The organism is Bacillus cereus group sp. BfR-BA-01453 (assembly GCF_022662915.1).
Lineage (GTDB): Bacteria > Bacillota > Bacilli > Bacillales > Bacillaceae_G > Bacillus_A > Bacillus_A paranthracis.
In genome coordinates this window covers 590756-610729 of the sequence record NZ_JAKUEN010000001.1, presented here as the reverse complement: position 1 = coordinate 610729, position 19974 = coordinate 590756, and the positions used below count along the sequence as shown (strand labels likewise).

Sequence of the window (19974 nt, the reverse complement as noted above, 5' to 3'; positions counted from 1 at the left end):
ATCATAATTAGAGACTATAGGTTTTAAAAGGGAAAAGGGGCTAATTATGAAACATAAAATCTTTACGGGATTAGTTTGTAGTATATCCATATTAGGACTTGCTGCATGCGGAACGAATGAGGAAACTACATCATCAAAGGGAGAAAAGGTAAAGCAAGAAGAAAAAAAGGATATTAAAGCAACTGAGGGTTCAAAAACCTTAGAAACTCCGCAAGGTAAAAAGGAATTTAATGATTTTGATGTAGCGTATCAATTAGCTATTGTGATGAAAATATTTCAAGATGTAACGATTAAGTACGATTATGCGATTGGGAATCCAGATTATTTATTGCGAGATTCTATGGATCAAAAAACAATAGATGATATGAAGAATATGTTACAAGAACAGGCGAAGAATAATGATAAGATTTTAAAAGATGAAGTGAATCAAGCGTATACATATTTAAAACAATCAAAAGTAAGTAATAAAGATGATATTCAAAAAATAATAGATGCACAAAATAATTATTTACATATTGTAGATAAGATGATTACTTGTATTGATTCTGTAACAGTTGAGAATGCAAAAGAAAAAAGAAATGAAATGGATAATTTCAGTAAGGAATATTTAAAAGTAGCTGCTAATGTAACAACTACTGTAATTGAAGTTGCTAAAAACACTGGAGTGAATGAAACTGAATTTAGATCGCTTCTTATGAAATTTTTAGAAAAACCAAAGAAACAATAATAGCCTTATATAATATCTATTTTTATTTCGGAGCTTGTATAAATAAAATAGTACCTCGTCTAAACTACAATAGACGAGGTGTTTTTTTATGAAAATAAAACGGAGAATTACAATTGTTTTAATTTGTTTTATATGTGTCATGTTTATATTACTTTGTCGTTTAATTCAAATACAAATTATCAATACGGAATCATTTACGGATCGTAAGATTAACTTAATTGAAAAAAGTGTTACACAACGGACGCAATCCATTACGGTAGATGATGGACGCGGCCATTTTATAGATCGTAATGGTAAGGAGATAGGTGAGAAAAAGTATCCTGTTTTAATTGTTTTTCCATTTCTACAATTAAAAAATAACATGTTGGAGAAAATTGCGCATATCATTGGTATGTCGAGACAAGAGATTGAAAGTCAAATGAAACATAAGAAAAGTGCATTTATCCTGCAAAGAGGAAATGAACCACTTCGCTTGGAACGAGAGCAGATGGAGAAGGTGAATCAATTAAATGTATTAGGCATTGTAGCAGCTGAAGTTCGTTTGCGACAAACTAGCATGATGAATCATTTAATTGGTGATGTGGGTGAGAATGAGCGAGAATTTCAAAAACGATACGGAGAAGTTAGAAAAATTTCAAAACAAACACCGATTGGCATTTCAGGATTGCAGCAATCATTTGATGAATTTCTTTTGACCGATGGAGAGGCAAAAGTATTGTATCAAGTGGATCGGCAAGGAGAACCGATTTTTGGAAAACAAGCGAAATATACATCGCCTGGAAATCCGTTTTATCCAGTGACGATTCAAACTACTTTACATAACGAGTTACAGAAAAAAGCAGAAGAAGTAGTTGAAGCAAGTGAAATTAAGAAGGGAGGAGTAGTGCTACTTGATGTAAAGAAAAATGAAATTTTAGCAATGGTTAGCAAACCAGCTGTACAGGTGAAAGATGAGAGTTTATATAAAACTACACTTGAAAATCAAATGTTAACACCACACTTCCCCGGTTCTGTTTTTAAAACAATAATTGCGGCGGCAGCGATTGATCAGAATGAAAATGTTTTTAATCGCGTATTTAATTGTAATAAAGATTTATATGGTGAAGATCACCCACAAGTTAGGATGGGGACACTTAGTTTTAAAGAGAGCTTTGCTAGAAGCTGTAACAGGACATTTTCAGAGTTAGGAAATGAGCTAATACAAAAGGATAAGATGGTGTTAGAAACTTATGTAGAGGCTTTAGGAGGCGCTGAGAAGGTTGGATGGAGAGGTTCTGTATTTCATACAACTCATTTTGAGCAAATGCCAGAGGAGAAAAGTGTTACGATTTGGGGGAGTGAAGGAAATAAGAATAGTAAAAAAGCGGTAGCGCAAACAGCAATTGGACAGAAAGATGTACGTATGTCACCTCTAGCGATTGCAAATATGATGGCGACGATTGCTAGAGGAGGAGAAAAGATGGAAGTGAAAGCTGTTGAAAAAATAATGTATAAAAATGGAACGGATTTTTATACATTTGAAGACCATACATTAGGTGGAAAACAGCTTTCATATGAAACAGTGAAAACATTACAAAAGTTATTAAGGAGCGTTGTAACAACGGAAAAAGGCACAGGATCAGCATTCAAGTCGTTACCACTAAGTGTCGCTGGAAAATCTGGGACAGCACAAACAGGAAAAGGAAAGAAAGAGAATCGATGGTTTGCAGGTTATTTTCCATATGAAAATCCAAGGTATGCTTTAGTTGTCGTGGATATAGAAACGAATAGCGATGTAAATAAAGTTACACCTATTTTCAAATCTATCGTAGAATCAATCTATCGATTAGAGAATGAAAAGTAATCTTGCAATTCATAGTAAAATGTTTTCATTTCATGAAAATATTATTGTAAATGTTCAACCTTTCTAGATTTAATGTTACAATAGCAAGTATGAAAAACTGCATGGAGGTTTGAAGAATGGCAGGAGGATCTAGATTCCAACAGAAACAACAAAAACGTCGTCAAAACGGTGTTTTAAATATTGCAATCGCTATTGTACTAGTAGCAGTAGCTATTGTAGCATATCAATTGTTTGTTCCTGACACGAAAGAGCAAGCGTCTTCTAGCGATAAAAAGGTAGCTCAGCAAACAACGAAAGAGAATAAGTCTGAGAAAGCTAAAGGCAAAGAAGAGACGAAGAAGAATGAACAAGAGAAAACAGAGGCTAAGAAGAAAGAAGAAGAAGAGAAGCTAAAGGCTGAAGAAGAACAGAAAAAAGCTGAAGAAGAAGCGAAAGCTAACGAGAAAGTACCAGCTGAAAAAACACAGCCAAAGGCAACTGACGCTTATACGAAACCTTCTTGGAAGCCAGTAGGCACAGAGCAAGGTGCAACACCTGCGATGACGTTTAAAAAAGGTACAGCAGATTGGAATGAGATGAATCAAGCGATTTCAGCTGCAATTGACGTTCCAGTAGAGCAATTAATTATTCATCGAATCGGAAATAACGGTAAGAATAAAGCTTACGGTAACGTACAAGATAAACAAACAGGTAAAAGATATTATGTAAATATTGATTGGGTAGACAATGAAGGCTGGAAACCAGTACTTGTTCAAACTCTAAACTAAAAAAGAGAAGCTCCTAAGGAGCTTCTCTTTTTTAGTTAGCGTAATTTCTTTAATTTAAAATGAACAACCGCGCTATAATATGGTCTTTTACTTTCAGGATCCATAACCATTTGATGCGAGATGTGATGAACTTCAAGCATAAGTGCTTTATTATTATCGATTTGTTCACTGATTTTACGTTCTAAAGAAGCTAAGTCTCCCGCTTCAAAAAATTCTACTTTATCTTCTAACATTTCAAAGGTAAATGACATGAAGACGGCCCCTCTCCTATGTAATCAACTATAGTGTAACAAAGAAAAGAAGGAAATACCATGTACATTTCAATTGACATTTTTAGAAAGAGGGAATATCATACTGATAAAACCGATAAGAAAAAGGGGAATTTTTATGGGTACAGAATTTAATGGTTTATTTGATGAGTGGGCTCATACGTACGACTCATTTGTACAAGGCGAAGATATACAATATAAAGAAGTTTTCGCCCATTATGAGGACATTCTAGAGGATGTAGTTAACAAGTCATTTGGTAACGTATTAGAATTTGGTGTCGGTACAGGTAATTTAACAAATAAATTATTACTTGCTGGCCGCACAGTTTACGGTATAGAACCGTCACGTGAAATGCGCATGATTGCAAAAGAGAAATTGCCAAAAGAGTTTTCCATTACAGAAGGTGATTTTCTTTCGTTTGAAGTCCCGAATTCCATTGATACCATAGTAAGCACCTATGCATTTCATCATTTAACAGATGATGAAAAAAATGTAGCGATTGCGAAGTATAGTCAATTGCTAAACAAAGGTGGTAAAATAGTGTTTGCTGATACGATATTTGCAGATCAAGATGCATATGATAAAACTGTTGAAGCAGCAAAACAAAGAGGTTTTCATCAGTTAGCAAACGATTTGCAAACGGAATACTATACACGTATTCCAGTTATGCAGACTATTTTTGAAAACAATGGCTTCCATGTAACGTTTACGAGATTAAATCATTTCGTGTGGGTAATGGAGGCAACTAAGCAATAGAAAGAGGGATTAGATTGAGAATTGCTGTAATTGGAGCAATGGAAGAAGAAGTACGTATTTTACGTGATAAATTAGAACAAGCAGAAACAGAAACGGTTGCGGGTTGTGAATTTACGAAAGGGCAATTAGCAGGACATGAAGTAATCTTGTTAAAGTCTGGTATTGGTAAAGTAAACGCAGCGATGTCAACGACAATTTTATTAGAAAGATATAAGCCTGAAAAAGTCATTAATACTGGTTCAGCTGGTGGCTTCCATCATTCTCTAAATGTTGGGGATGTCGTTATTTCAACAGAAGTTCGTCACCATGACGTAGATGTAACAGCATTTAACTATGAGTATGGGCAAGTACCAGGGATGCCGCCTGGATTTAAAGCTGATGAAGCATTAGTTGCATTAGCTGAAAAATGTATGCAGGCAGAAGAAAATATTCAAGTTGTAAAAGGTATGATTGCAACAGGTGATTCATTTATGAGTGATCCGAACCGAGTTGCAGCAATTCGTGATAAATTTGAAAACCTTTATGCAGTAGAAATGGAAGCAGCAGCTGTTGCACAAGTATGCCACCAATATGAAGTTCCGTTTGTTATCATTCGTGCACTTTCTGATATTGCTGGTAAAGAATCAAATGTTTCATTTGATCAATTTTTAGATCAAGCAGCTCTTCATTCTACAAACTTTATCGTAAAAGTACTAGAAGAGTTAAAGTAATGTAACAAAAAGGCAACTGTCTCATATAAAGAAAATACATACAGTTGCCTTTTCTTTATTGGCAAATAAGGGGGAGAACACGATGAATGTATATCGTGGAGTTCATGAGTTAATTGGTCATACACCAATTGTGGAAATTACTCGTTTTTCACTTCCAGAAGGGGTCCGTTTATTTGCAAAGCTTGAATTTTATAACCCAGGCGGAAGTGTTAAGGACCGATTAGGAAGAGAATTAATCGAAGATGCGCTAGAAAAAGGGCTTGTTACAGAGGGCGGAACAATTATTGAACCGACAGCTGGAAATACTGGTATTGGACTGGCACTCGCAGCGTTACAACATGATTTACACGTTATCGTTTGTGTACCAGAGAAATTTAGCATTGAAAAACAAGAATTAATGAAAGCACTAGGCGCAACGGTCGTGCATACGCCGACTGAGCAAGGAATGACCGGTGCAATTGCAAAAGCAAAAGAGTTAGTAAATGAGATACCGAATTCATACTCTCCAAGTCAGTTCGCAAATGAGGCAAATCCTCGTGCATATTTTAAAACATTAGGACCTGAACTGTGGGACGCATTGAATGGAGAGATTAACATATTTGTTGCTGGAGCAGGAACTGGCGGTACGTTTATGGGGACTGCATCTTACTTGAAAGAAAAAAATGTAGATATAAAAACGGTTATTGTGGAACCAGAAGGATCTATTTTAAATGGTGGTAAGGCTGGTTCACATGAGACCGAAGGAATTGGACTGGAATTTATCCCGCCATTTTTGAAGACATCTTATTTTGATGAAATTCATACGATTTCTGATCGAAATGCATTTTTACGAGTGAAAGAATTAGCGCAAAAAGAAGGACTTCTTGTTGGGAGCTCTTCAGGAGCAGCATTTCATGCAAGTTTACTTGAAGCAGAGAAAGCGGCGCCAGGTACAAATATTGTAACGATTTTTCCTGATAGTAGTGAGCGCTATTTAAGTAAAGACATATACAAAGGATGGGAATAAAAAATGAGAGCAAAGACAAAGTTAATTCATGGTATTCGCATAGGAGAACCTTCAACTGGATCTGTAAATGTACCGATTTATCAAACGAGTACGTACAAACAAGAAGCAGTTGGTAAGCATCAAGGATATGAATATTCACGTACAGGAAACCCAACACGTGCAGCTTTAGAAGAAATGATTGCGGTATTAGAAAACGGCCATGCTGGTTTCGCATTTGGTTCAGGAATGGCGGCTATTACAGCTACAATTATGTTGTTCTCAAAAGGTGACCACGTTATTTTAACAGATGATGTGTATGGCGGAACGTACCGCGTGATTACGAAAGTGTTAAACCGCTTCGGTATTGAGCATACATTTGTAGATACAACAAACTTAGAGGAAGTTGAAAAAGCGATTCGTCCAAATACGAAAGCGATTTATGTAGAAACACCAACGAATCCGTTACTAAAAATTACTGATATTAAAAAAATATCTACTCTTGCTAAAGAGAAAGATTTATTAACAATTATTGATAACACATTCATGACGCCATATTGGCAGTCGCCGATTTCTTTAGGAGCAGACATTGTACTTCATAGTGCAACGAAATATTTAGGAGGTCATAGTGACGTAGTTGCAGGTCTAGTAGTTGTAAATAGCCCGCAATTAGCAGAAGACCTTCACTTTGTACAAAACTCAACAGGTGGCATTCTTGGCCCACAAGATAGTTTCTTACTACTTCGTGGTTTAAAAACATTAGGAATTCGAATGGAAGAGCATGAAACGAATTCACGCGCAATTGCTGAGTTTTTAAATAACCACCCAAAAGTAAATAAAGTATATTACCCAGGCCTTGAGTCACATCAAAACCATGAACTGGCAACAGAACAGGCAAATGGATTTGGTGCTATTATCTCATTTGATGTAGATAGCGAAGAAACATTAAATAAAGTACTTGAGAGATTACAATACTTTACGCTGGCTGAAAGCTTAGGAGCAGTAGAAAGTTTAATTTCTATCCCCTCTCAAATGACGCATGCATCAATTCCAGCAGATCGTCGTAAAGAATTAGGAATTACAGATACATTAATTCGAATTTCTGTCGGTATTGAAGACGGAGAAGATTTAATTGAAGATTTAGCACAAGCGTTAGCATAGTAAAAATGCACTGCTAGTATAGGCAGTGCATTTTTACTATATTAATTTGTGAAACATTTCACAAATTAGACAAACACAAATAAAATAAATTCATGTATATTAAGTTCATGAAGTGTTACTCACGAACAAACTTGTGAAATATTTCACAAACAATGAGGTTCATGTAGGAAAGCAATTCTATTTTTTTGCGCTAATCAGGACTAATTATGACCTGTAGGGTCTTATTTAGTCCAAGATAGCAGAATAGGAGGAATTTACATGGTAGTCAAAGAGAAAGTTGTAAATGAAATGCAGGAAGTAAAAGAGATGATTGATACGTTAGTGAATAACGGTCAGAGAGCTTTACAAGCATTAGAAAGTTTTACACAAGAGCAAATTGACAACATTGTTCATGAAATGGCATTAGCAGGTGTTGATCAACATATGCCGCTTGCGAAGTTGGCTGTTGAAGAAACAGGTCGTGGTGTATACGAAGATAAATGTATTAAAAATATTTTTGCTACTGAATATATTTGGCATAGCATAAAGAAAGATAAAACAGTAGGGATTATTCACGAAGATCCTCATGAAGAAATAATAGAAATTGCGGAGCCTGTCGGTGTAGTAGCTGGGGTAACACCAGTAACGAATCCAACATCGACAACAATGTTTAAAGCATTAATCGCGATAAAAACGAGAAATCCAATTATTTTCGCATTTCATCCTTCAGCACAAAACTGTTCTATTGCAGCCGCGAAAGCAGTATACGATGCAGCGGTGAAGGCGGGGGCACCAAAACATTGTATACAGTGGATTGAAAAGCCTTCTGTCGAAGCAACGAAACAATTAATGAACCATGAAGGTGTTGCGCTTGTTTTGGCAACTGGAGGGGCTGGTATGGTGAAATCAGCTTATTCTACTGGAAAACCAGCGCTAGGTGTAGGTCCTGGTAATGTACCATGTTATATAGAGAAATCAGCGCATATAAAACGAGCGGTTAATGATTTGATTTTATCTAAAACATTTGATAATGGTATGATTTGTGCATCAGAACAAGCGATTATTGTAGACAAGGAAATTTATGATGATGTGAAAACAGAAATGATTGCAAATGATTGTTATTTTGTAACCGAGGAAGAGAGAAGTAAATTAGAAAAGCTTGTTATTAATGAAAATACATGTGCAGTAAATAGTGATATTGTAGGGAAATCCGCACAGTATATTGCCGAATTAGTTGGAATTACTGTACCTAAAAATACAAAAATGCTTGTAGCTGAAATACAAGGCATCGGAGCCGCATATCCACTATCTCGTGAGAAGTTAAGTCCAGTATTAGCTTGTGTGAAAGCAAATTCATTAGAAGAAGGGTTTACATATTGTGAAGAAATGTTAAACCTCGGTGGTTTAGGACATTCAGCAGTTATCCATTCTGTAAATAAAGAAGTGCAAAAGCAATTTGGATTACGTATGAAAGCTTGCCGCCTTATTATAAATGCCCCTTCATCACAAGGTGGAATCGGTGACATATATAATGGATTTATTCCATCACTTACGCTTGGCTGCGGTTCCTACGGGAAAAACTCGGTTTCTCAAAACGTAACAGCGACGCACTTATTAAATATAAAAAGGTTGGCAAATAGAAAAAAGAATATGCAGTGGTTCAAATTACCACCAAAAATTTATTTTGAAAAACATGCGACATCATATTTAGCAAATATGCCTAACATTTCACGTGCGTTTATTGTAACGGATCCAGGAATGGTTGAGCACGGATATGTAGATACGGTTACGCATTATTTACGTAAACATGCAAATGATGTGAAAGTTGAAGTTTTCTTTGAGGTCGAGCCAGATCCGTCAGATGAAACTGTGTTTAAAGGTGCGGAAATGATGAGAAGTTTTCAGCCTGATGTCATTATCGCACTTGGTGGTGGTTCAGCGATGGATGCAGCGAAAGGGATGTGGCTTTTCTATGAGCACCCAGAAACAACATTCTATGGAATTAAACAGAAGTTTTTAGATATAAGAAAACGTACATGTAAATATCCGGAATTAGGAAGTAAGGCGCAGTTTGTTGCTATTCCAACAACATCTGGAACAGGATCAGAAGTGACACCATTTGCGGTTATTACAGATAAGAAAAATAATATAAAGTATCCACTTGCCGATTATGAATTAACGCCAGATGTAGCAATTGTTGATCCACAATTTGTAATGACAGTACCACCACATGTAACAGCAGACACTGGGATGGACGTATTAACGCATGCAATCGAGGCGTATGTGTCTGTTTTAGCAAATGACTATACAGATGGATTAGCATTAAAGGCCATTGATCTCGTATTTAAATATTTACCAAGAGCATTTAAAGATGGACATGATGAAGAAGCACGAGAAAAAATGCATAATGCTTCTGCAATTGCAGGAATGGCATTTGCAAATGCTTTTCTAGGTATTAATCACAGCTTAGCACATAAAATTGGACCAGAATTTCATATTCCACATGGGCGTGCGAATGCAATTCTTATGCCGCACGTAGTTCGCTATAATGCTATTAAGCCAAGAAAACACGCATTGTTCCCAAAATATGAGCACTTTGTAGCCGATGAACGCTATGCACATATTGCGAGAATGCTCGGGCTTCCAGCAAGTTCGACCGCAGAAGGTGTGGAATCACTTGTCAAAGCAATTATTGAGCTCGGAAAAAGTTTAAATATAAATATGAGTATTGCAGGACAAGGAGTTGCTAAAGACCAATTTGAAGAGGTTGTTGGATTATTGGCAGAAAGAGCTTTTGAAGATCAATGTACAACAGCTAACCCAAAATTACCTCTCATTTCAGAGCTGAAAGAAATTTATATGAAAGCATATAAAGGTGAGTAATGGTTATAAAAGAGTCGCCATAAAGCGGCTCTTTTTCTTTTGGAAAACATCTCCCAGAATGGCTGTATTTACTTGTCTTTCAGTTTAATAGAATATGATACAGTGAAATGGAGGAGTGAGAATATAATGAAGGAATTACAAGAAAAGATAGAAGATTATACTCGGTTCGGACAAATTCTTCTCGCTGTCAGTACATTGTTAATGGTTGGCTTATTGATTCCGACTGGAGCAAAAGAAACGATACAATTTTTTGTTATGATTGGGAGCATCGTTATATTTTTAAGTTTATCTTTCTTTTTCTTTCAGCGTGTGAAAGTGATGCGAGACAAGTTAGAGGGAAACGAATGCGAATAATATTGATAAATAGTGCGTTACAAAAAGAAGGAATCTTTTTTGTAACGCTTTTTGTTTTTTTTTCTAGAAAATGTATGCGTTTTATATTGACAATGATAATCCTTATCAATTAAAGTAGAATGGTAGTTAATGATTATCATTATCAATTAGAGGTGGGAGAATGAAAAAATCTATTACGCTATTTACAGCGATTTTATCTATTTTTTTCTTATTAATAGGTTGCAGTGCAAAAGGAGACGAAAAAGCAGCGGCAACAAAAACAGAAAAAGGAAAAGAGAAAATAGAAGTTACCGACCTGTCAGGAAGAAAGGTAACATTCGATAAAGTGCCAGAGAGTTTTGCAACATTAAGTATGGGAGACATGAATATTATTCATGCTTTAGGCGGAAAAATAGTGGGTCGTCCGGATGCAAAAATAACTCTTCCAGAGGATATAAAGAAAGTACAAGTAATCGGGAATGCACATCAGCCGAATTTTGAGCAAATTGCTAGCTTAAAGCCCGATGTACTTATTGCTAATAATGGGTTCCAAAAGAATGTTCCAACGGTTGAAGGGCAAGGAACGAAAGTAATGATTTCTTCTGCGAATTCTGTACAAGATATTCTAAAGAATATTGAACTATACGGAGCGATAATGAAAAAAGAAGATAAAGCAAAAGAACTTAACCAAAAAATTACGAATCAAATGAAGACATATGAGAAAAAGAGTGATGTGAAAGCATTGCTAGTGTATGGAGCACCTGGTACTTATTTAGCAGCATTACCAACCTCTTTATCAGGTGATATTTTAGAAAAAACAGGTGGGAAAAATATTGCAGCTGATTTTCCAGAAATGAAGGAATATCCGCAATATGCACAGCTAAGTGTAGAACGCATTATTGAGGCGAATCCTGATGTGATTTATTTAATTACACATGGAGATCCAAATAGCGTTAAAAAAGCATTTGAAGGCGAAATGATGAAAAATGAAGCGTGGAAAAATTTAGATGCAGTAAAACAAAATCGCGTAGTTATTTTGCCACCAGACTTGTTTGGATCAAATCCTGGAACAAAAGTTACAGAAGCGATGGACTTTATGTATAAAAGTATACAAGATGTAAGGAAATGATAAGTATGGAAAGTAGTGAAGTAGTAAGGGAAAAGGAACATCCTTTTGCGAAAAAAAGATGGATCATAGCAGTTACTTTAGTTGTATTAACGGTTTTATGTCTTTTTTACGGTCTTTTCGCAGGAAGCCTATCCTTTTCTTTACGAGATATTGTAACAGGGATACAAGATGAAGGTTCGACAGTTCATCGAATTGTATGGGACCTTCGTATACCGAGAGTGCTCGTTGGATTTATAGTAGGAACATGTTTAGCTGCATCTGGTGCACTGCTGCAAGGGGTGATGAGAAATCCTCTTGCAGACCCTGGTATTATCGGGGTGTCATCTGGAGCAGGCCTTGTCGCAATTGTAATTATGATTTTATTCCCTCAGCATATGGCGTTTTTACCACTCGGTGCGTTTTTAGGAGCTTTCATAACGGCGATGATCATTTATGCTTTATCATGGCAAAAAGGGGCACCACCTTCAAGAATTGTCTTAGTAGGTGTGTCAATTAATGCATTAATAGGTGCAGCGACGTCAGCATTAATGTTATTACATAGTGACAAAGTACAATCCGTGTTACCGTGGTTAGCGGGTGGTATTAGCGGTGTAAGTTGGGCGCATTTACATATGATTATTTATTATGCAATATTCGCTATTATATTGGCCTTCTTCGGTATCAAGCATATTCGAGTATTAATGCTTGGAGATGAAATGGCGAAATTATTAGGTCATAACGTGGAGAGAAGCCGTTTTTATTTAATAGTAGTAAGCACATTATTAGCTGGAATAGCAGTTAGTGTTTCTGGTCTTATTGGATTTGTCGGCCTTGTCGTACCACATATGTTACGTTTATTAGTTGGAAATGACTATAAATATTTACTGCCATTGTCATGCCTTGGCGGAGGGATATTACTTGTTTTCGCGGATGCGATAGCTCGAAGTTGGTTTGATCCAATTGAATTGCCTGTCGGTATTTTATTATCCTTCTTAGGCGGTCCGTTCTTCTTATATTTAATTCATAGAGGGGGAAAACAGCGTGATTTCCGTTAATAAAGTGTTTTACGCACATTCTGAAAGATTTCAAATGCAAAATATGAATGTACATATTAAAGCTGGAGAGGTCGTTAGTTTAATTGGACCGAATGGATCTGGGAAATCTACTTTGCTTCGTTTAATAGCAAGACTACTTAAACAAAGCAAAGGGGATATCGTTTTAGATGGAAAAAGTATTCATACGATGAAAAGTGCCGATGTAGCGAAGCAATTAGCGATGTTACCACAAATGCATGATCATCAATTAGATTTAACAGTGAAAGAATTAATCGAATTTGGAAGAGGCCCTCATAAATTATGGAGAGGTCGCTTAAATAAAGAAGATGAAGAAATTGTTGATTGGGCATTGTCTGTTACAAATCTTGAAGGGTATGAATATCGTCTGTTACAGTCTTTATCAGGAGGGGAAAGACAACGTGCTTGGATTGCAATGACGCTAGCACAACGTACGAACGTCTTATTATTAGATGAGCCAACAACTTTTTTAGATATCGTTCATCAGTTGGAAGTAATGGAACTTGTGAAACGATTAAACGAGGAATTTGGCATGACAATTATAATGGTTTTACATGATATTAACCAAGCGGCTCAATATAGTGATCGTTTACTCGTATTAAAGCGAGGGAAGCTTCAGTATGACGGTATACCAGAAGAAGTGTTATGTCATGAAATGTTTCAACATGTATTTGGCATAGATGTAGATATTTTTCAAGGAAGCGACAAGCCATTTTTTACACCGAAGCGAATTTCTAAAAAAGGAGGAGCAAGATGCGAACAGAAGAACGTATTACCACTGAGTTAGTAAGGGAATTTGTTATGGCAGCTCACGGAGATTTAGAAAAAGTACAAGAACTGTTGGCTGAATCGCCAAGTTTACTTCATGCCTCTTACAATTGGGGGGGATCAGATTGGGAAAGTGCGTTAGGAGCAGCGGCACATGTAGGGCGCAAAGATATTGCTCTTTATTTATTAGAAAAGGGTGCTCGAATGGATATTTTCGCGGCCGCTATGCTTGGAGAATTAGAAGTTGTACAAGCTATTTTAGTAGCACAACCAGAAGCATTACGTGCATCTGGCCCTCATGGTATTTCTCTTCTTCAACATGCACGAATGGGTGGAGAAAAAGCACAGCGTGTATTTGACTACTTAATGGTGCGTTCTTAATGATCGCCAAAGTTCTTATGTGCGGTAAACTTTTCACTTTCATATAATTGGAAAGTTTACCGCCCGTTAGAACGGGATAAGTATCTAGTATATTTGAAAAGCCTACACCCCCCTCAATTGTAGTTTTCTTTATGCTAGTTATGATATGGATGCAGTAGACAATATTTGTCTACTGCCTTTTTTAAACTCTTTTGAGATTGAATATTCTGTATTTTAATGTTAGTTCATTTATAATAGATAGTAACATTTAGTATGGATACAAGACGTGAGCGTGTAATTAAGTACAAATTCGTGGGAAGGAGTGCAGAAATGTTTCATACAGATCGTTTACAAATTCGCAAATATACAATGGATGATTTACAGTTCTACGCTTCACTATGGGGAAATGAGAAGGTAATGCGCTATATTGGAAATGGGACGTTAAAAACATATATGCAGTGTAAAAAAAGTTTGGAGGAGTGGGTGATTCCTAGCTATAAAAACGGTCTCGGTTTATTTGTATTGATTGAAAAGGGAACGGGAATACGAATTGGTCATGCAGGATTAGTAAAGCAGCAAATAGATGGAAAAGAGGAAATTGAAATTGGTTATTGGTTATTACCTCAGTATTGGGGAAAAGGGTATGCGAAAGAAGCAGCGGCAGCATTTCGAGATTATGGCTTCCAAGCGTTACGAATGAATAAATTAATCTCTCTTATTAATCCGGATCACCCCGCCTCAATCTTTGTTGCTAGAAAAACGGGGCTTAGTTATGAGAAAACAACTTCATTTCATGGGATGGATGTTCTCGTTTATTCCATTAGACGCATTGGATGAAAAAAGGTTAATTGCATCTTTTGAAGAATGGTATATAAAAATAAAGGGGGGATTACATGTACATTTATCATAATGGACTTATTATTCGTGAGGGAACGAATGGTGTACCTGCATATGCAATTAAAACTTTATTCGAAGATGCCGGTTGGAGCAATGATAATATCCCTTCTTGGCAAATTGAAAAATTCACGATAGCATTTGAAAATTCAACATGGGCATTCACAATTTGGGATGAGGAAGAGATGATTGCGATGGTTAGAGTCATTTCTGATGGAATCATGGTCGCCAACATAGTAAATTTAGTTGTGAAATGTGAATATAGAGGGAAGGGATTAGGTAAGAAACTTGTTGCTCTTTGTTTGCAAAAATTGCCACATGGTGACTGGTTTGCGCATACTTCTGCGAGTAATTTTGATTTTTATAGAAGTTGTGGTTTTGAGGTGAGAGAGTTATCGAGAAATGGAACATGTGCGTACTATGGATATCAAATAGCCAAAAAAGAGGGGCACCGATAAGGAGAAAAAGTAGAACAGAAAAAGGCTTACTATTTTAATAATATAAACTGAACTAAGATTCATTTTATGATAAAATGAAAGAAAATTCTGTTTATTATTAGGGGGATAAAAATGAGTATAAAAGTTGGGGATGTATTTAAATATGAAAGAAGATTTACTGAGGAAGAGGTTTTTGAATTTGCAAATATTACAGGGGATAAAGGTAGGCATCATATGGAATATGATGAAAATGGACGTTTAATGGTTCATGGTTTATTGACTGCTAGTATTGGAACGAAAGTAGGCGAAGAATTACATTACATAGCAAGAGAATTAGTAAGTGAGTTTATTAGACCAGTTTTTACAGGAGATACAATCACTTGTGAATTAACTTTAACGAATGTTGAACAGATGGAAGGATACAAAAAGGTTTCAATCGAGTCAGTTTATCGTAATCAACACGAAAAGACTGTACTAGTTGGGACAAGCTATGGAGTTATAAGAGGATAAAAAGAAGCCTGATTTACAGGCTTCTTTTTTAATAAACACGTTTTCGATTTTCTGCATGACTAGAGATGAGTAATAATGCAGTTTCTTCTCCTATATTACGAACGATATGAGGAACACATGCATTCCAGGAGAAAGAATCTCCTTCTTCTACAATTGCAACATCTTCTCCATGTTGAACTTCTAGTTTTCCGCGTAATACAAGGTGACATTCTTCTCCTTCATGGGCATTTGGTGTGTTTTCTTTCGGAAACCCAGCAGGAATTTCTACGAGATTGAGGCGAAGGCCACCTTGCTCTGCAACATGTTCAATTCTTTGTTCATCTTTTCCGTATACACTATATTTACGCTCTACCTTTTTGACAACTTTCAATCGATCTTTTTGTTCTAACAATAAATAGGGAAGAGGAACGTTTAAAAAATTGGAGATCGTTTCTAAAGTTGAGATAGATGGTGATGTTTTATTATTTTCAACCTGACTCATAAACCCTTTAGAAAGACCTGTTCCTTCACAAATTTGCGCGATTGTTATGCCTCTACGCTGACGAATTTCACGTATTGCAGAACCAATATTCATAAAATCAAGCTCCTTTTTATAAACAACTATTTGTATCATAGCAAAAAAAATATATATTTTCCCAGTGAAAATGAATTGACGAATAAAAAAAATTAGTGTATGTTTTGTAATGTAAATAAAAGTTTTGTATAAGGAAACTATAAAGGAGAGAAAGAAATGAATCAACATATTGGTAACTTAATTATTCGTATCGTGTTAGGGGTAACGTTCTTTATGCACGGTTTAACAAAATTCCAATCAGGGATTGACAATATTGCAGGGTGGTTCACAAGCATTGGTTTACCAGGAGGACTTGCATACGGTGTAGCAACAGTTGAATTAGTTGGCGGTCTATTATTAATTCTAGGTTTAGGTGTAAGGTATATTGGATTATTATTTGCACTAGTTATGGTTGGAGCAATTGTAAAAGTAAAATGGTCAGCTGGTTTATTAGGAGATGGAAAAAATCCTGGCTTCGAATTAGAGCTTGCATTACTAGCAATGGGTGCGTACTTATTTGTTGCGAAAGCGGATGGTTTTGTAGATAATTTCTTAAAAGAGAAAATGTCAAAGAAGAACTAATTTAAATGGGAGGCTAACAAGATGAGTTTTCAAATTCATCCCGATACAACACTTGATGTTGTTCATTTATATGTATCAAATATAAAGAAATCACTAGAGTTTTATACAGAAGTACTAAGTATGAAAGTACTAAAAGAAGATGAAATGGTCGTTACATTTGGGAATGAAAATAACGAACCACTCCTGATCATTGAAGAAAAGAAAGAAGCCTTACCAAAGCAAAGAGGGAGAACGGGTTTATATCATTACGCAATTTTATTACCGAGCAGACAGGATTTAGCGAATATCCTTCGTCATCTTGTAGCAATGGTATATCCACTGCACGGCGGAGCTGACCATTACTTTAGTGAGGCCCTTTATTTAGCTGATCCAGATGGAAACGGGATTGAAATTTATCATGATCGTCAAAAAGAAGTTTGGCGTGATGAGAATGGAGAGCTACCATTTGTTAGTAACCCGTTAGCTGGTGAAGAATTATTGCAGCAAGGAAGTACATGGAACGGATTTCCAGTTGGTACTGTGATGGGACATATTCATTTCCATGTAGCTGATTTGGAAGAAGCGAAACGTTTCTATGTGGATGGTCTTGGTTTTGAAGTAACGATCCCAGCTCGTAATGGGGCGCTCTTTGTATCGGCAGGTGGCTACCATCACCATATCGGTTTAAATACGTGGCAAGGTGAAGGAATACTACCGCAAATGCCAAATTCCGTTGGCTTGAAATATTTCACAATTGTATTAGCAAATGAAAAACAAAAAGAGCAAGTATGTGAAAGCTTAAAAAATATTGGCAAGATTGCTACGTACAAAGATGGAATATTACAAGTAGAGGATCCATTTGGACATTGTATCCATTTCAAAATAAAAGGAGAAGCCTAATAAAGGCTTCTCCTTTTTACTTTCTTATAATGGCTTTTTCATTTTGGACAAATAGTTCATCAAATTGCTTCGCAAGCTCAAAATCGAGTTTCGTTAAACCTTTTGCATTCCAAGATGACAAAGTAATAATGACTGCTTTATACTGGATAAGGATAAATGGGTGGTGATTATGTTCTTCTGATAGTTTGGCGGCTTCAGAGACAAATTCGACTCCTTTTAAGTAGTCGGAAAACATATATTTTCTTTCAATCCATTTTTCATCTTTTACTATCCATTTATCTAACTTCAATAATTCCTCTTGAACTTCTTTTTCAGTTAATCGTAGCATCATTTTTCACATCCTTTACTGGAAGTAGCGTAAGACCATTGTTAATAAGACGTGTTACAGCTTCATCCGTTGTGAAAGTAGAAAGTTGTTGTAATAATGCTGCTGATGTTTCATGCCCTTTGTTATGCTCTAAAAGCAATTCTAATATTTCAAGGCGAAGTAACCATTCTTTCGGATACAATTTATTTAATACTTCTTGAATTGCTATTAATTGCTCGATATGCGCGTCGTGTAAAATACCTTCATTTCGAATGTCACGAACGGTTTGATACATATGTTCAAGTTCATTCAGTACAAGTGGAGCAGGTATTTCTTGGATTTCTTCATCCATTGGGAAAAATGCTACAGCATCTGCGGCACCTGGGAATACCGAAGTAATTGTTGAACCAACAGCCATATCAAATGAGCCCCATGAAGCATCAAATAAAACGCGGTCGTTATAAGTAACTGTGCAATTGATAAAGGAAATAAGCGCAATTTTTTTATCGTTTTTTACAATATCTGTTACTGTTCCTTTTACATGAATACCACTTGCAAAAGTAAACTCAGCAACATTTCCAATTGTAATTCCTAATGATTGTAATTGTTCATCTGTACAATTTTCTAATGCAATATTTTCAGTGAGTAATCCAATTGGTGTTCCAAACCCGTCACTGTGTACAGACGTAGAATGATTCGCTAGCTGTTTATTGTGAATTGCTAATGCTGTTGGCGAGCTCGTTCGCATATAAATCAATTCACCTGCATCGTTTTCAATTGTCTCGGTAAATGTACCTGTAATTTGTAAGCCGCTATTTAATTCAGCAGTTGCATGATTTTCAGAGCGAATTGCTTTTTCTAATCCTTCTTTACCACCTGTTTTAAAGGCCATCGTTTCAGAGAATTTCTCAAGTGCTTCTGTTAATTCTTCAAATGATTCACAAACAAATAGTTGTGGTTGCATTTTTGTTACGTCATAAGTTGTACTTGTACATGCCTCTATAGAGAATGGAACCTTTTCTACAGCGTCTGTTAAGCAATATTTGCTTTCGCCAACAGAAGAAAGGAGACCAGCACCATATATTTTTGGAGCATCTATATTTCCAATTAATCCATATTCTACTGTCCACCAGAAAAGACGTGAAATTTGTTCCGCTTCTGATAAGCCAGAAACTAACTTTTGTTTTTCAAGTACATTATTCTCAGCAGCTGTAACTTCATCAGGAGTAGAAGTAGGGCTTTCTTTTACAATTGTTAATGTACGAACAGCTTCGAATGCATCATGTTCTTCTTTTGTTGAGAAAGCTTTTGCACCAATTTGTCCAAATCGTTTCACATATTTTGCATATGTAGGATCAAGTAAAATAGGTGCGTGTCCTGCTGCTTCGTGTACAATATCTGGAGCTGGTGTATACTCGATATTCTCTACCTTGCGAATATCTGTTGCGATTGGTAATAATCCGTGTCCTTGAAAATCGAAGAAGGCTACGCCAGGAATAAGCCCGTCAATCGTTACAGCACCCCAGCCGCTTGGTGCTAAACACTCATTCATTTCTTCTACCTTTGGAATTGCATCTATATTAATACCAGATGATTGTAATCCGTTCACATAGGCTGGATGAGCAACGTCTTTTAAGAAACTATGATTTTGTCTCATAATGTAACGCCACACAGCATGATTCACCGGTGTGTATTGATCATAATGCTGTGTGGATACGAATGGTTTTAAATGCGATGGAATTTCTGTTTTCTTTGTCATTTAGACATCCTCCTTTTTTTTAATAAAATTAAGTATCGGTTTCGTATAGCTTGTATCACCCCCTTTCAAAATTGTAAGCGCTTATAAAATTTTATCATAAGATTCGGAATTATTTAACATTTGTTTCTGTGAGAAATAGAAAAATCCCCTATCGTAAAATCCGATAGGGGCGAAAGAATCGCGGTACCACCCTATTTGTAAGTGAAAATATACTTACATCTCAATTAATGATAACGGAAAAACTCCGTCTTTTTCCTTCATGTCTATAATAATTTTTTATCCCGCTTTAATGGGCAGTAAGACCCTCACCTTAAAATTCAGCGAAAGTAAAGA

General features: G+C 36.1%; 22 protein-coding genes. 18 read left to right on the top strand and 4 right to left on the bottom strand.

Going from position 1 to position 19974, the window contains the following annotated elements; all coding sequences use genetic code 11:
* Positions 1–46: 46 nt before the first annotated feature.
* The 3 genes from MR070_RS03260 to MR070_RS03250 all read left to right on the top strand — a co-directional run bounded on the left by MR070_RS03260 (position 47) and on the right by MR070_RS03250 (position 3337).
* The gene (locus MR070_RS03260; RefSeq protein WP_000680874.1) at positions 47–727 is read left to right on the top strand and encodes a hypothetical protein; all 681 of its coding nucleotides are present in this window, start codon (positions 47–49) and stop codon (positions 725–727) included.
* 88 nt (positions 728–815) lie between these two features.
* A complete protein-coding gene (locus MR070_RS03255; protein WP_139895912.1) occupies positions 816–2570 on the top strand; it encodes a peptidoglycan D,D-transpeptidase FtsI family protein in 1755 nt (584 codons plus the stop codon).
* A gap of 116 nt (positions 2571–2686) precedes the next feature.
* Positions 2687–3337: a YrrS family protein gene (locus tag MR070_RS03250; RefSeq protein ID WP_000897107.1), complete on the top strand. Its 651-nt coding sequence runs from the start codon at positions 2687–2689 to the stop codon at positions 3335–3337.
* A gap of 35 nt (positions 3338–3372) precedes the next feature.
* Here the strand turns inward: MR070_RS03250 and MR070_RS03245 are convergent, their stop codons facing one another.
* A complete protein-coding gene (locus tag MR070_RS03245) occupies positions 3373–3588 on the bottom strand; it encodes a YrzA family protein (RefSeq protein WP_000010984.1) in 216 nt (71 codons plus the stop codon).
* Positions 3589–3724: 136 nt separating this feature from the next.
* On the opposite strand from MR070_RS03245, the gene MR070_RS03240 reads away from it, so the two are divergent.
* The 13 genes from MR070_RS03240 (at position 3725) to MR070_RS03180 (ending at position 15561) form a co-directional block, all read left to right on the top strand.
* On the top strand, positions 3725–4363 hold the full coding sequence (locus tag MR070_RS03240; protein ID WP_000536319.1) for a class I SAM-dependent methyltransferase: 639 nt from the start codon (positions 3725–3727) through the stop codon (positions 4361–4363).
* A 14-nt stretch (positions 4364–4377) separates the two neighbouring features.
* Positions 4378–5073: a 5'-methylthioadenosine/S-adenosylhomocysteine nucleosidase gene (gene mtnN / locus MR070_RS03235; RefSeq protein WP_001217039.1), complete on the top strand. Its 696-nt coding sequence runs from the start codon at positions 4378–4380 to the stop codon at positions 5071–5073.
* Positions 5074–5155: 82 nt separating this feature from the next.
* Positions 5156–6079, top strand: coding sequence for an O-acetylserine dependent cystathionine beta-synthase (locus MR070_RS03230; protein WP_074610332.1), 924 nt, complete (start codon positions 5156–5158; stop codon positions 6077–6079).
* Between the two features lie 3 nt (positions 6080–6082).
* On the top strand, positions 6083–7216 hold the full coding sequence (locus MR070_RS03225; RefSeq protein ID WP_001201915.1) for a bifunctional cystathionine gamma-lyase/homocysteine desulfhydrase: 1134 nt from the start codon (positions 6083–6085) through the stop codon (positions 7214–7216).
* Between the two features lie 258 nt (positions 7217–7474).
* The gene (adhE, locus tag MR070_RS03220; protein WP_242260523.1) at positions 7475–10078 is read left to right on the top strand and encodes a bifunctional acetaldehyde-CoA/alcohol dehydrogenase; all 2604 of its coding nucleotides are present in this window, start codon (positions 7475–7477) and stop codon (positions 10076–10078) included.
* Between the two features lie 126 nt (positions 10079–10204).
* A complete protein-coding gene (locus tag MR070_RS03215) occupies positions 10205–10432 on the top strand; it encodes a YrhC family protein (RefSeq protein WP_000661447.1) in 228 nt (75 codons plus the stop codon).
* A gap of 160 nt (positions 10433–10592) precedes the next feature.
* Positions 10593–11540: a helical backbone metal receptor gene (locus tag MR070_RS03210; RefSeq protein ID WP_242260521.1), complete on the top strand. Its 948-nt coding sequence runs from the start codon at positions 10593–10595 to the stop codon at positions 11538–11540.
* A gap of 5 nt (positions 11541–11545) precedes the next feature.
* Positions 11546–12574: a FecCD family ABC transporter permease gene (locus MR070_RS03205; protein ID WP_044793758.1), complete on the top strand. Its 1029-nt coding sequence runs from the start codon at positions 11546–11548 to the stop codon at positions 12572–12574.
* Positions 12561–13379 (top strand): ABC transporter ATP-binding protein, encoded by an 819-nt coding sequence (locus MR070_RS03200; protein WP_242260519.1) that lies wholly within the window; start codon positions 12561–12563, stop codon positions 13377–13379. Before MR070_RS03205 ends, MR070_RS03200 begins: the two co-directional genes overlap by 14 nt.
* Positions 13346–13741, top strand: a complete 396-nt coding sequence (locus MR070_RS03195; protein WP_242260517.1) for an ankyrin repeat domain-containing protein — start codon at positions 13346–13348, stop codon at positions 13739–13741. Before MR070_RS03200 ends, MR070_RS03195 begins: the two co-directional genes overlap by 34 nt.
* 252 nt (positions 13742–13993) lie before the next feature.
* Positions 13994–14557 carry a GNAT family N-acetyltransferase gene (locus MR070_RS03190; protein ID WP_138321077.1) on the top strand — a complete coding sequence of 188 codons (564 nt, stop codon included), beginning with the start codon at positions 13994–13996 and terminating at the stop codon, positions 14555–14557.
* 56 nt (positions 14558–14613) lie between these two features.
* Complete coding sequence (locus MR070_RS03185) at positions 14614–15072, top strand: GNAT family N-acetyltransferase (protein ID WP_000276116.1); 459 nt, start codon at positions 14614–14616, stop codon at positions 15070–15072.
* Between the two features lie 111 nt (positions 15073–15183).
* Complete coding sequence (locus tag MR070_RS03180; RefSeq protein WP_000025011.1) at positions 15184–15561, top strand: hotdog family protein; 378 nt, start codon at positions 15184–15186, stop codon at positions 15559–15561.
* Between the two features lie 28 nt (positions 15562–15589).
* Here the strand turns inward: MR070_RS03180 and MR070_RS03175 are convergent, their stop codons facing one another.
* On the bottom strand, positions 15590–16135 hold the full coding sequence (locus tag MR070_RS03175; RefSeq protein ID WP_001020702.1) for a helix-turn-helix domain-containing protein: 546 nt from the start codon (positions 16133–16135) through the stop codon (positions 15590–15592).
* A 156-nt stretch (positions 16136–16291) separates the two neighbouring features.
* On the opposite strand from MR070_RS03175, the gene MR070_RS03170 reads away from it, so the two are divergent.
* On the top strand, positions 16292–16696 hold the full coding sequence (locus MR070_RS03170) for a DoxX family protein (protein WP_001071557.1): 405 nt from the start codon (positions 16292–16294) through the stop codon (positions 16694–16696).
* Positions 16697–16717: 21 nt separating this feature from the next.
* Positions 16718–17575 carry a VOC family protein gene (locus MR070_RS03165; RefSeq protein WP_044793761.1) on the top strand — a complete coding sequence of 286 codons (858 nt, stop codon included), beginning with the start codon at positions 16718–16720 and terminating at the stop codon, positions 17573–17575.
* Positions 17576–17591: 16 nt separating this feature from the next.
* Here the strand turns inward: MR070_RS03165 and MR070_RS03160 are convergent, their stop codons facing one another.
* Positions 17592–17906 (bottom strand): 4a-hydroxytetrahydrobiopterin dehydratase, encoded by a 315-nt coding sequence (locus MR070_RS03160; protein ID WP_242260516.1) that lies wholly within the window; start codon positions 17904–17906, stop codon positions 17592–17594.
* Positions 17887–19641 (bottom strand): aromatic amino acid hydroxylase, encoded by a 1755-nt coding sequence (locus MR070_RS03155; protein WP_242260514.1) that lies wholly within the window; start codon positions 19639–19641, stop codon positions 17887–17889. Before MR070_RS03155 ends, MR070_RS03160 begins: the two co-directional genes overlap by 20 nt.
* Positions 19642–19974 lie beyond the last annotated feature (333 nt).

Excerpts from the sequence above, each read along its gene's own strand:
- MR070_RS03260 (WP_000680874.1), top strand. The coding sequence starts at position 47 with ATGAAACATAAAATCTTTACGGGATTAGTTTGTAGTATATCCATATTA.
- MR070_RS03255 (WP_139895912.1), top strand. The coding sequence starts at position 816 with ATGAAAATAAAACGGAGAATTACAATTGTTTTAATTTGTTTTATATGT.
- MR070_RS03250 (WP_000897107.1), top strand. The coding sequence starts at position 2,687 with ATGGCAGGAGGATCTAGATTCCAACAGAAACAACAAAAACGTCGTCAA.
- MR070_RS03245 (WP_000010984.1), bottom strand. The coding sequence starts at position 3,588 with ATGTCATTTACCTTTGAAATGTTAGAAGATAAAGTAGAATTTTTTGAA.
- MR070_RS03240 (WP_000536319.1), top strand. The coding sequence starts at position 3,725 with ATGGGTACAGAATTTAATGGTTTATTTGATGAGTGGGCTCATACGTAC.
- MR070_RS03230 (WP_074610332.1), top strand. The coding sequence starts at position 5,156 with ATGAATGTATATCGTGGAGTTCATGAGTTAATTGGTCATACACCAATT.
- MR070_RS03225 (WP_001201915.1), top strand. The coding sequence starts at position 6,083 with ATGAGAGCAAAGACAAAGTTAATTCATGGTATTCGCATAGGAGAACCT.
- adhE (WP_242260523.1), top strand. The coding sequence starts at position 7,475 with ATGGTAGTCAAAGAGAAAGTTGTAAATGAAATGCAGGAAGTAAAAGAG.
- MR070_RS03215 (WP_000661447.1), top strand. The coding sequence starts at position 10,205 with ATGAAGGAATTACAAGAAAAGATAGAAGATTATACTCGGTTCGGACAA.
- MR070_RS03210 (WP_242260521.1), top strand. The coding sequence starts at position 10,593 with ATGAAAAAATCTATTACGCTATTTACAGCGATTTTATCTATTTTTTTC.
- MR070_RS03205 (WP_044793758.1), top strand. The coding sequence starts at position 11,546 with ATGGAAAGTAGTGAAGTAGTAAGGGAAAAGGAACATCCTTTTGCGAAA.
- MR070_RS03195 (WP_242260517.1), top strand. The coding sequence starts at position 13,346 with ATGCGAACAGAAGAACGTATTACCACTGAGTTAGTAAGGGAATTTGTT.
- MR070_RS03190 (WP_138321077.1), top strand. The coding sequence starts at position 13,994 with ATGGATACAAGACGTGAGCGTGTAATTAAGTACAAATTCGTGGGAAGG.
- MR070_RS03185 (WP_000276116.1), top strand. The coding sequence starts at position 14,614 with ATGTACATTTATCATAATGGACTTATTATTCGTGAGGGAACGAATGGT.
- MR070_RS03180 (WP_000025011.1), top strand. The coding sequence starts at position 15,184 with ATGAGTATAAAAGTTGGGGATGTATTTAAATATGAAAGAAGATTTACT.
- MR070_RS03175 (WP_001020702.1), bottom strand. The coding sequence starts at position 16,135 with ATGAATATTGGTTCTGCAATACGTGAAATTCGTCAGCGTAGAGGCATA.
- MR070_RS03170 (WP_001071557.1), top strand. The coding sequence starts at position 16,292 with ATGAATCAACATATTGGTAACTTAATTATTCGTATCGTGTTAGGGGTA.
- MR070_RS03165 (WP_044793761.1), top strand. The coding sequence starts at position 16,718 with ATGAGTTTTCAAATTCATCCCGATACAACACTTGATGTTGTTCATTTA.
- MR070_RS03160 (WP_242260516.1), bottom strand. The coding sequence starts at position 17,906 with ATGATGCTACGATTAACTGAAAAAGAAGTTCAAGAGGAATTATTGAAG.
- MR070_RS03155 (WP_242260514.1), bottom strand. The coding sequence starts at position 19,641 with ATGACAAAGAAAACAGAAATTCCATCGCATTTAAAACCATTCGTATCC.